Source organism: Spirillospora sp. NPDC046719 (genome assembly GCF_040645715.1).
Taxonomy (GTDB): Bacteria; Actinomycetota; Actinomycetes; order Streptosporangiales; family Streptosporangiaceae; genus Spirillospora.
Genome location: NZ_JBEYYT010000068.1, coordinates 23,374 through 31,958 on the forward strand (window position 1 = coordinate 23,374; position 8,585 = coordinate 31,958).

Below are 8,585 nucleotides of genomic sequence, written 5' to 3' on the forward strand. Positions count from 1 at the left end.
TGAGCGGCGGCCGGGAGGCGCTCCCGCAGCGGTCCCGGCCGCCGCCTCGCGAAAGGTGGTCCCCATGCCCTTCCTCACCGCGCTCGTCGCCCTGGTCGGAGCCGTCTGCCTGCTCGACCTGGCGCTCACCCTCGGCGTGATCCGCAAGCTCCGCGAGCACGCCGACCTCATCTCCCGTTCGTCCGCCGGCGGCGGAGCCGAACGCCCGCCGATGCTCCCCGCCGGGGAGGTCGCCGCGCCGTTCGACGCGGTCGACACCGCCGGCCAGCCCGTCAGCCGGGACGCGCTGACCGGCCGCACCCTCGTCGGGTTCTTCACCCCGAGCTGCGACGCCTGCACCGAGCGGATGCCCGGTTTCCTGGCGGACGCCGCCGCCTTCCCCGGCGGACGGGACCGGGTCCTCGCCGTCATCGCCGCCGGGGAGGGGGAGGACCCGTCCGCCTACCGCGACCGGCTCGGCGGCGTCGCGCGCGTGGTCGTCGAACCGCACCGCACCGGGATCGCGAAGGCGCTGGCCGTCCGCGGGCTCCCCACGTTCTGCGTCCTGGACGAGACCGGCCGGGTGGTCGAGACCGGCCTGCCGTCCGACCGCTCCCCCGTCCCGGCATGACGCCTCGCCGCGGCACGGCCTCCCGCACCGGCCGGGTGCGGGAGCTGGTCGGCGGCCTCGCGGGCTCCACCGCGCTGGCCTGGTCGGCGGGCCGGACACTGACGCTCCTGCTCACCGCTCTGACGCTGGCTCAGGCCGCCGCGCCGGTGTGCGTCGCGTGGTTCACCAAGCTGGCCGTCGACGTCCTGACGGAGCGGCCGGGCGGCGGGGCGGGCAGCGGGGGCCGGCTCGCCGCCGCCGGCGCCGGCCTGGTGCTCGCCGGGGCCGCCGCCGGCCTCACCCAGCACGTCACCCGCTACCTGCGGCAGGAGCTCGAACGGCGGGTCGGGTTCCTCGCCCAGGACCGGGTCTTCCGGGCGACCGAGCGGTTCGTCGGTCTCGGCCCGTTCGAGGACCCCGCCTTCCTCGACCGGCTGCGGCTCGCTCAGCAGGCGGGCGGCGGCGCGCCGGGCAAGGTCGTCGGCAGCGCGCTCACCGCCGTCAGCGGGACGATCACGCTCGCGGGCTTCCTCGGCTCGCTGCTGTCCGTCGGCCCGTGGCTCGCCCTGGCCGTCGTGCTGGCGACCGTCCCCGCCCTGGCCGCCGAGTTCCGGCTGTCGCGCCGCTGGGCGGCGATGATGCTGGCGATCGGCCCCGCCGAACGGCGCGAGTTCTTCTACCGGGAACTGCTCACCACCGTCAAGGCGGCCAAGGAGCTGCGGCTGTTCGGTGTGGGCGGGCACTTCAGGACGCTGATGAACACCGAACGGCGCGCCGCCGACGCCGAGCGCCGCCGCGTCGACCGCCGCGAGTTGGCCACGCAGGCGGGGCTCGCGGTGCTGTCCACCGGCGTCGCCGGGGCCGGGCTCGCCTGGGCGCTCGCCGAGGCGTGGCGCGGCCGTATCACGGTCGGCGACGTCAGCCTGCTGGTCGCCGCCCTCGCGGGGGCGCAGGCGGCCGGGGCGCAGCTCGTCACCCAGCTCACCGTCGCCCACCAGCAGCTGCTGCTGTTCGGCCACTTCCGCGCGGTGACCGCCGCCGGCCCGGACCTGGCGGTCGCGGAACGGCCCGCCGTCCCGGGGCCGCTGACCGGCCGCATCGAGTTCGACGGGGTCTGGTTCCGGTACTCCCCCGAGCATCCGTGGGCGCTGCGCGGTGTGAGCTTCACCATCGAGTGCGGGCGCGCGACGGCCCTCGTCGGCCTGAACGGCGCGGGCAAGAGCACCCTGGTGAAGCTGCTGTGCCGGTTCTACGACCCGGAACGGGGCGCGATCCGGTGGGACGGCGTGGACCTGCGCGATCTGGACCCTCCCGAGCTGCGCCGCCGCATCGGCGTGGTGTTCCAGGACTACATGGAGTACGAGCTCACCGCCGCCGACAACATCGGGCTCGGCGACCTGGAGCGGCGCGGCGACCGGACGCTCGTCCGGGCGGCGGCCGAGCGGGCCGGGGCCGACGCCTTCGTCGAGGCACTGCCGGGCGGCTACGACACGCTGCTGACGCGGGCCTTCACCGGCGGCGCGGACGGCGACGCCGAACCCGGGGTGCCGCTGTCCGGCGGGCAGTGGCAGCGGCTCGCCCTGGCCCGCGCGTTCCTGCGGGACGGCCGCGACCTGCTGATCCTGGACGAGCCCAGCTCCGGCCTGGACGCCGAGGCCGAGCACCACGTCCACGTCCGGCTGCGCGAGCACCGCGCGGGCCTGACGAGCCTGCTCATCTCGCACCGGCTGAGCGCGGTGCGCGACGCCGACACCCTGGTCGTCCTGCGCGACGGGCGGATCGTCGAGCGGGGAACGCACGCCGAGCTGATGGCCGAGGGCGGCGAGTACGCGCGGCTGTTCGAGCTGCAGGCCGGCGGATACCGGCAGGAGGAGGAGATGTCATGGACGAGGTCGTGACCGCCGTGCGGGTGCTGCTCGCGCTCGTCTTCGTGGCGTCGGCGGCAGGCAAGCTGCGCGGGAGGGGCGCCTACGCACGGTTCACGGCGGCGACGGCACGGCTCGTACCGCGCCCGGTGGCCGCCACCGGGACGCGGTGGATCGCCGCCGCGGTGGTCGGTGCCGAGGCCGCCGTGGTGGTGCTGCTCGTGCTCCCGGCGACCGCCGCGGCCGGTTTCGCGCTGGCGGCGGTGCTCCTGGCGGCGTTCACGGCGGCCATCGTCCGCGCGCTCGCGCGCGGGGACCGGGCGCCTTGCGCCTGCTTCGGCGACGCCGACACTCCGCTGGGCCCGCGCCAGGTCGTGCGCAACGTGTCACTGGCCACCGCCGCGCTGGCGGGGCTCGGCGCCACGCTGTCCGGAGGATCCCACCTTCCCGGTGCGACGGGCGCGCTGTTCGCGGTCGCGGCGGGCTGCCTCGCCGCGCTGCTGGTCCTGGCGGCCGACGACATCATCGAGCTGTTCCGGCCATGAGCGCCCTCGGCTGGTCCACCGCCGCCGTGCTCGCCGTGCTCGGCGTGGTCACCGCCGCCGGAGCGCTCGCGCTGCTCCTGCGGCGGCGTTTCACGGTCGTCGAGGTGTACGGAACGAGCATGGTGCCCACCCTGGCGCCCGGCGACCGCCTCCTGGTGCGCCGGACCCGGCTCGCCCGCGTCGCCACGGACCGGCTCGTGGTGGTGGAGGGCCCCTACTGGCAGGAGTTCGGCCCGAGGGCTCCCGCCGACCTGCGCTGGATCGTCAAGCGCGCCGCCGCCGTGCCGGGCGAGCCGGTCCCCGGGCCGGTGCGCCCGGCGCTCCCGGCGGGCGCGGGCGCGGCCGTCCCGGACGGGTGGCTCGCCGTCCTGGGCGACAACCCCGCGCAGAGCATCGACTCGCGGCACTTCGGTCTGCTGCCCGCCGACGCCCTGCTCGGCGTGGTCGTCCGCCGCCTCCGGTGACGCGCGGTCCTGAGCGGTCCTGGGGCCACGCATGGTCGGATCGGGCGTCGGCCGGGCCGCGCGGGCGCGCCGTGCTCCGGCCAGGTCAGGGCCGTGTCTCACGCCTGGCGGGTCTGCCAGTACAGCGGGCGAAGGCCGCGGTGGACGCCCCGCGTCCGCCATCGGGAGGGCACCTTGAGCCGGGGCTCCGGAACCCGGTCCAGCTTCGGATCGCGCTTGAGCACGGCCTGCTGGAGGGCGACGAGTTGGGGGCCGGGATCGACGCCGAGCTGGTTCACCAGGACGTCCCGCGCCCGGGCGTAGGCGGCCAGCGCACCGGCCGCGTCACCGCAGCGGTAGAGCGCGAGCATCAGATGCGCCCACAGCCGTTCGCGGGTGGGGTTGGCGGCGAGGTGCTCGTGCAGTTCGGCGGCCACCGCGTCGTTCTCGCCGAGCGCGAGCCGGGCCGCGGCGTAGGCGTCGACGGCCGACCCGCGCAGGTCCTCCAGCGCCTGCAGCCGGGGCGCGAGGGCGAGCGTGCGGGGCAGGTCCTCGGCCGCGTTGCCCCGCCAGAGCGCGAGCGCCGCTTCCAGCCCGAGGGCGGCGCGGCGGGGCGCACCGGCCGCCAGGTCCGCGCGGCCGAGCCGCAGCAGGTGGAGGAACCGGGCGCTGTCGAGCTCGCCCGGCTCGACGGCCAGCGCGTAGCCGGGGCGCCGGGCGATCAGCCGCGGCGCGGAGTCGGCGAGCGCGCGGCGCAGCTGGTTGGCGTAGGTGCGCAGGTTGGAAACCGCGCTCTTGGGCGGCGCCTCGTCCCATAACGCGCTGGTCAGGAAGTCGAGCGAGACGGTCCGGTTGGGCTCGAGCAACAACGCGGTCAGCAGCGTGCGCTGCTTGGCGGAGCCGAGCGCGAGCAGCCGGTCGCCCTGGCGTACCCGCACGGGTCCGAGCAGGTCGAACCGCAGGCCCATCGTGCCCTCCTTGCCTCGCGGCCGCCGCGGGAGCCGGGCGCCACATGTCGACGGAGATCGTGGGAGCGCTCCCATGAGCGTATGTTCATGATCTATCTCACTGTCAATCGACCGCAACACAATCGTTACATCGCGCGCCGGGCGGCTCGTCGTCCTCCGCTCGCCGGCATCGCGCAGGGACTCCGGACACCCCTGGCGGGTCGCCGGACGGCCACCGGACAGGCAGCGGGCTTCCGAAAGGGCGTCCGCCGCGACGCGGGCACGGAAACAATCTTCTCCGCGATTCCCCGGCAACGCGTAGAACGTACCTGAAACGGGAACCTACTCGGAGTAAGTAGCAGAATCCACCAATCTCGGAACGCACATCGGTACCGGGCCGCCTAACGGCCCGAAGGCAGCCGGCGGGAGCGCGACCCGCCCTTCGCCGCGCTGCGCGCATTCGCCGTACAACGGCGCTCCCCTTTTCCGGCCGGCCCACCCTGCCGGCATGCCCGGAAGGCCCGCATTGCTCCGACGCTCCACCCCCGTCGCAGGGCCCGGGTCCCTCGCCCTGCTGCTTCCCCTCGTCCTGGCCGCCGCACTCGCCGCGGCCGTCCCCGCCGCCCGTCCCGCCGCCGCCACCACCGACGCTGTGACCGGCGCGAAGGTGATCGCGGAGACGACCGTCGCGCCGCGGACCATCGACCTCACCGTCCAGTCCCCGACGATGGGCGCGCAGGAGAAGGTGCGCCTCCTCGTCCCCTCCGGATGGTCGAAGAACGCCGCCCGCACCTGGCCGACCCTCTGGCTGCTGCACGGCGGCGTCGACGACTACACCGCCTGGACGCGCGGTACCGACGTCGCCGCACTCACCGCCGATTCCCCGGTCATCGTCGTCATGCCGGAAGGCGGAAGCTGCGGCAATTACTCCGACTGGTGGAACTACGGAAACGGCGGGCCGCCCGAATGGGAGACCTTCCACATGAAGGAGCTCCGCGCCATCCTGGAGAACGGCTACCGGGCGAACGGGCGCCGCGTCATCGCCGGCAATTCCATGGGCGGTCTCGGCGCGATGCTGTACGCGGCCCGCTTCCCCGGAATGTTCGCGGCGGCCGCCGCCTTCAGCGGCTACGTCGACACCCTCTACGACTACAAGCCGGGCGACGACTCGATCGGCTGGGGCCCGTCCTTCTCCTGCCCCGGCACCGACTGGCGGCGCGTCTGGGGCGCGCCCGACGCGCAGGCCGCCATCTGGCACGCGCACAACCCGACCGACCTCGCCGGCCGGCTCGCGGGCGTGCGCCTCTACGTGGCCAGCGGTAACGGCACGGCCGGATCGCTCGGCGGGCTCCCGTTCACCGACCCCGTCGAGGCCGCGGCGAACGACGTCTCGCACGCGTTCGTCGACCGGCTGGACGCCCTCGGCATCCCCGTCACCACCCGCTTCTTCGACGGCCAGCACTCCTGGCCGTACTGGCAGCGGGACCTCCACGACGCCTACCCGATGCTGATGCGCGCCCTCGGCGTGTCGTGACCGGACGCCCCGTCCCCGGCGCGGGTCAGGCCCCGTCGGGGGCGGGACGGCGCACGCCGCCGGAGCCGTGCCACTCCAGCAGCAGGACGGTGGCGTCGTCGTCGAGCCGGCCCTCATGGTGCACGAGGATGCTGTGGACGAGCCGGCGCAGCGTCTCGGGGACCGGCAGCCCGTCGGCGTTGCGGCGGATGATGAAGTCGACGAACCGGACGAGCCCGAACTCCTCCTTGTCCGGGTCGCGGGCCTCCACGATGCCGTCGGTGTAGAGCAGCAGCCGGTCGCCGGGTTCGAGCTGCTCCCGGCAGACCGCCGGCTCGACGCCGAGGTCGGTGCCCAGCGGGTGGCCGGGCTCGCAGGTCAGCGTCGTCACCCAGCGGCCGCCGCGGATCACGACCGGCGGCGGGTGGCCGTGCGAGATCCACGAGAGCATCCCGGTGCGGGTGTCGAGCTCCGCGAGGACCCCGGTGACGAAGCGGCCCGACGCGTCCTGCTCGATCAGCACCTCCTCGATGGCGCGGCCGCTCTCCACCAGGCTCGCGCCCTGCAGCCGGCTGTTGCGGTGCGCCCCGACCGCGAGGGTCGCGGTGATGCCGGCCGAGGTGTCGTGTCCCATCGCGTCGAAGACGGCGAGGTGGACGGTGTCGCCCGCGATGCCGTAGTCGAAGGTGTCGCCGCCCAGCTTGTAGGCGGGCTCCAGCGCCGCGCCGATCACCATCGCGTCGTTGGCGAACGTCATGGGCGGGAGCAGCCGCCACTGCATCTCCGCGGAGACGGTCATGTCGCGGGTGCGCACCAGCCGGGCGAGCGAGTCGCTGGTCGGTCCCTTGCTGACGATCAGCAGCGCGACCAGGCCGGCGAGGTACTCGGCGTCGGCCTCGGCCTGCTCGTCCCCGGGGTCGACCGTCACCCGCATCACGCCGATCCGTTCCGAGCCGTCCAGGACCGGTACCCAGATGTGGTGGGCGCCGTCGTGCTCGGACTGCCCCGCGACGGTCGCGACGTTCTGGTACGCGCGGCCGGCGAGGGTTCCCTCGACGCGGATCTCCTCCGGTTCGGGACCGGAGTCCCGGCCGGCGTCGGTGCCCCGGCCGGTGAGCAGCCGCAGCACCTGCTGCTGGAGGTCCACCACGTAGATCCGCACGTCGTGGAGGCCGGCGCGCGCGGCGTGCTCGGCGACCACGCCGGGCAACTGCTCCAGCGAGATCACGTGGCTGGCGGCCACCAGGTCGCACAGCAGCCGCTCGCCGCGCGGGCGGCCGTCCGGCCGTCCTTCGGCGTTCATCGCGCACCTCCGGCTGGGGGCCCCGCCCGGGCCCGCCTCCAGCCAGGGCCCTACCCCTCATCAGCGTCGGTATGACCCCCGGGACGCTCCGGACGCGGGCGGTCCGAGCGCGGCCAGAGGTAAGGGAGATCGTCGGGAACGTCCGGGAAAAGCGGGCCGTAGTGGACCGGGTCCTTGCGGACGAGCGCCGAGCGGTGGCTGCGGTGGAACGCGGGCTCGCCGAGCCAGGGCGGCAGCTGGCCGGCGCGGCGCAGTGCCTCCTGGTCGCGCGCCCGAGCGGGGCCTCCTCCGGCGGCGAGTTCGGCGGTCATCGTCGCGGCGCAGGTGTCGGCGCGGCCGAGCGCGCACCATCGCGCGCAGATCTCCAGGCCGTAGCGGACGACGGCCTCCTCGTACCCGATCCACATGAGCACCGCCGGGTGGCGCTGCCAGCCGTATCCGGGGACGGTGAGGGCGCGGAACACCTGGAGCGCCTCGACCCGCTGCTTGCCGAGCCGCCGCGGATCGAGGACGCGGGCGGTGGCGGTGAAGTCCGGGTACGGCAGGAACGTCTGCACCTCCCTCCCGTACCCGGTGCCCGCCCGGTCACTTCGGCAGGAGCGCGGCGAACTCGGGCTTCAGCAGGTCGCGGACCTTGGCGTAGGGGGCGCCGAAGTCGAGGTTGCCGCAGCCGTCGCTCCCGGAGTTGAACCAGGCCACCTGGAAGTCCGACGGGGTGAGGAAGGCGCTCAGGCGCGGCGGGGTGTGCGGAGCGCCCCGGTACAGGCCCTCGGGCGAGGTGGGCTGGAAGTCGCCGGGCTTCCAGGTCCTGCCCGCGGAGCAGTCGGCCCACGGGCGCCCGTCCCGCTGGACGAGCCGGGAGTAGAGCGTTCCCGTCCCGGCCGCGGTCAGCGTGCCGGGCCGGAAGACGTCGGACGCGGCGAGCCGCCGCCCGGTGCGCAGATCGATGGTGACGACCTCGCCGCCGGGCGCTCCGTCGGCCTTCTGGCACCAGTCGGACATCTGGAAGTACCGGACGGACACCAGGCGCGGCCCGTTGAGCCCCAGGCGCGTCTGGACGGTCACGGTGGTCGGGGTGCTCCCGCACGCGACCTGCTTGCGGCTCTCCTTCGCCAGCGCGATCAGGTCGTCGAGCGGGGCGCGGAGCTCGGCGTTGATGCGGCGCTGGAGGGCCGCGTCGTGCAGTCCGGTGACGGTCGCGTACCGCGCGCCGTCCACCTTGATGGACGCGCCGGGGATCGTCTCGTTCTGGGCGGCGAGGGTCAGGGTGGGATGGTCCTTCGGGGGCTTTTTGGTGGTGTCCTTCGTCGCGTAGACGGCGCCCCCGGCCGCAGCGGCGACGACGGCGGCACCGGCCGCCGCCAGCGCGCCCTTGCCCGC

At 74.9% G+C, this 8,585-nt stretch carries 9 protein-coding genes; 5 read left to right on the top strand and 4 right to left on the bottom strand.

The annotated features are described in order from the left end of the window. Nucleotides 1-64 precede the first annotated feature (64 nt). From ABZ914_RS14875 to ABZ914_RS14890, 4 genes are read left to right on the top strand one after another with little or no spacing between them, the layout of a single operon-like run. Complete coding sequence (locus ABZ914_RS14875) at nt 65-610, top strand: TlpA family protein disulfide reductase (RefSeq protein ID WP_500193471.1); 546 nt, start codon at nt 65-67, stop codon at nt 608-610. Continuing rightward, nucleotides 607-2,487, top strand: a complete 1,881-nt coding sequence (locus tag ABZ914_RS14880; protein WP_500193472.1) for an ABC transporter ATP-binding protein — start codon at nt 607-609, stop codon at nt 2,485-2,487. The genes ABZ914_RS14875 and ABZ914_RS14880 overlap by 4 nt, the downstream gene beginning before the upstream one ends. After that, nucleotides 2,472-2,999, top strand: coding sequence for a MauE/DoxX family redox-associated membrane protein (locus tag ABZ914_RS14885; RefSeq protein WP_500193473.1), 528 nt, complete (start codon nt 2,472-2,474; stop codon nt 2,997-2,999). The genes ABZ914_RS14880 and ABZ914_RS14885 overlap by 16 nt, the downstream gene beginning before the upstream one ends. Beyond that, the gene (locus ABZ914_RS14890) at nt 2,996-3,463 is read left to right on the top strand and encodes a S26 family signal peptidase (RefSeq protein ID WP_500193474.1); all 468 of its coding nucleotides are present in this window, start codon (nt 2,996-2,998) and stop codon (nt 3,461-3,463) included. The genes ABZ914_RS14885 and ABZ914_RS14890 overlap by 4 nt, the downstream gene beginning before the upstream one ends. Nucleotides 3,464-3,561: 98 nt before the next feature. Here the strand turns inward: ABZ914_RS14890 and ABZ914_RS14895 are convergent, their stop codons facing one another. After that, entirely contained in the window at nt 3,562-4,410 is an 849-nt protein-coding gene (locus ABZ914_RS14895; protein WP_500193475.1) for an AfsR/SARP family transcriptional regulator, read from the bottom strand. Between the two features lie 487 nt (nt 4,411-4,897). Between ABZ914_RS14895 and ABZ914_RS14900 the strand changes: the two genes are divergently transcribed. After that, entirely contained in the window at nt 4,898-5,923 is a 1,026-nt protein-coding gene (locus tag ABZ914_RS14900; protein WP_500193476.1) for an alpha/beta hydrolase, read from the top strand. 25 nt (nt 5,924-5,948) lie between these two features. Here the strand turns inward: ABZ914_RS14900 and ABZ914_RS14905 are convergent, their stop codons facing one another. From ABZ914_RS14905 to ABZ914_RS14915, 3 genes are all read right to left on the bottom strand, one after another. Then, nucleotides 5,949-7,205: a PP2C family protein-serine/threonine phosphatase gene (locus ABZ914_RS14905; protein WP_500193477.1), complete on the bottom strand. Its 1,257-nt coding sequence runs from the start codon at nt 7,203-7,205 to the stop codon at nt 5,949-5,951. Nucleotides 7,206-7,255: 50 nt separating this feature from the next. Next, entirely contained in the window at nt 7,256-7,762 is a 507-nt protein-coding gene (locus ABZ914_RS14910; protein ID WP_500193478.1) for an MSMEG_6728 family protein, read from the bottom strand. Between the two features lie 28 nt (nt 7,763-7,790). After that, a partial coding sequence (locus tag ABZ914_RS14915) for a hypothetical protein (RefSeq protein WP_500193479.1) occupies nt 7,791-8,585 on the bottom strand: 795 nt, incomplete at its 5' end.

Bases quoted from the DNA above. Each gene is read 5' to 3' on its own strand.
- ABZ914_RS14905 (WP_500193477.1), bottom strand. From the start codon at position 7,205: ATGAACGCCGAAGGACGGCCGGACGGCCGCCCGCGCGGCGAGCGGCTG.
- ABZ914_RS14885 (WP_500193473.1), top strand. From the start codon at position 2,472: ATGGACGAGGTCGTGACCGCCGTGCGGGTGCTGCTCGCGCTCGTCTTC.
- ABZ914_RS14875 (WP_500193471.1), top strand. From the start codon at position 65: ATGCCCTTCCTCACCGCGCTCGTCGCCCTGGTCGGAGCCGTCTGCCTG.
- ABZ914_RS14880 (WP_500193472.1), top strand. From the start codon at position 607: ATGACGCCTCGCCGCGGCACGGCCTCCCGCACCGGCCGGGTGCGGGAG.
- ABZ914_RS14900 (WP_500193476.1), top strand. From the start codon at position 4,898: ATGCCCGGAAGGCCCGCATTGCTCCGACGCTCCACCCCCGTCGCAGGG.
- ABZ914_RS14895 (WP_500193475.1), bottom strand. From the start codon at position 4,410: ATGGGCCTGCGGTTCGACCTGCTCGGACCCGTGCGGGTACGCCAGGGC.
- ABZ914_RS14890 (WP_500193474.1), top strand. From the start codon at position 2,996: ATGAGCGCCCTCGGCTGGTCCACCGCCGCCGTGCTCGCCGTGCTCGGC.